The following is a 661-nucleotide window of genomic DNA, read 5'->3' on the forward strand; positions in this document are numbered from 1 at the left end:
TGAAATGCTTGGTGCCGTTCAGGATCCAGTCGTCACCGTCCTGACGGGCAGTGGCCTTCATGCCGCGCAGGTCGGAACCGGCATCCGGCTCGGTCATCGCCAGGCAGTCCCATTTCTCGCCCTTCATGCAAGGCACGAGATACTTTTCTTTCTGCTCCTCGGTGCCCGCCAGCAGGATGTTCGAAGGGCGCGCAACGCCGGTCCAATGCAGCGCATAATTGGCGCGGCCCAGCTCCTTTTCGTACATCAGCCAGGACAGCGTATCGAGACCGGCCCCGCCCACTTCCTCGGGCATGTTGGCCGCATAAAGCCCCGCTTCCATCGCCTTCTTCTGCACATCACGGATCACATCCATGTCCAGATGGCCGGTGCGCTCGATCTCCGCCTCATGCGGATAGAGCTCCTTTTCCACAAAGGCACGGGTGGTTTCGACGATCATCGACTGTTCTTCGGTCATCCCGAACTGCATGGTGGTCTTCCTCTGCAAATCTGTTGCCAGTCAGAGTATGCGCCTTGCGCCCCTGCATCATGCAAAGTTAGAAGGAATCATGCGAAGTTGGACAAAAGATAACGCTGCGGCGCAGCAAACGGATGTGCTGCTGTTTGATGCCTTCTCGGCCCATTGCCTGGCCAATACTGTGGAGCCGCTGCGGGCCGCCAA

Annotated in this window: 1 protein-coding gene and 1 pseudogene; one reads left to right on the forward strand and one right to left on the reverse strand. The window is 58.7% G+C overall.

Going from position 1 to position 661, the window contains the following annotated elements:
* A partial coding sequence (locus RA19_RS25130) for an acyl-CoA dehydrogenase family protein (RefSeq protein WP_039168554.1) occupies positions 1-469 on the reverse strand: 469 nt, incomplete at its 3' end.
* Positions 470-548: 79 nt separating this feature from the next.
* Between RA19_RS25130 and RA19_RS27575 the strand changes: the two are divergent.
* A pseudogene (locus RA19_RS27575) lies at positions 549-661 on the forward strand (AraC family transcriptional regulator); the annotation flags it as partial.

This window comes from Leisingera sp. ANG-M1, assembly GCF_000813745.1.
Lineage (GTDB): Bacteria > Pseudomonadota > Alphaproteobacteria > Rhodobacterales > Rhodobacteraceae > Leisingera.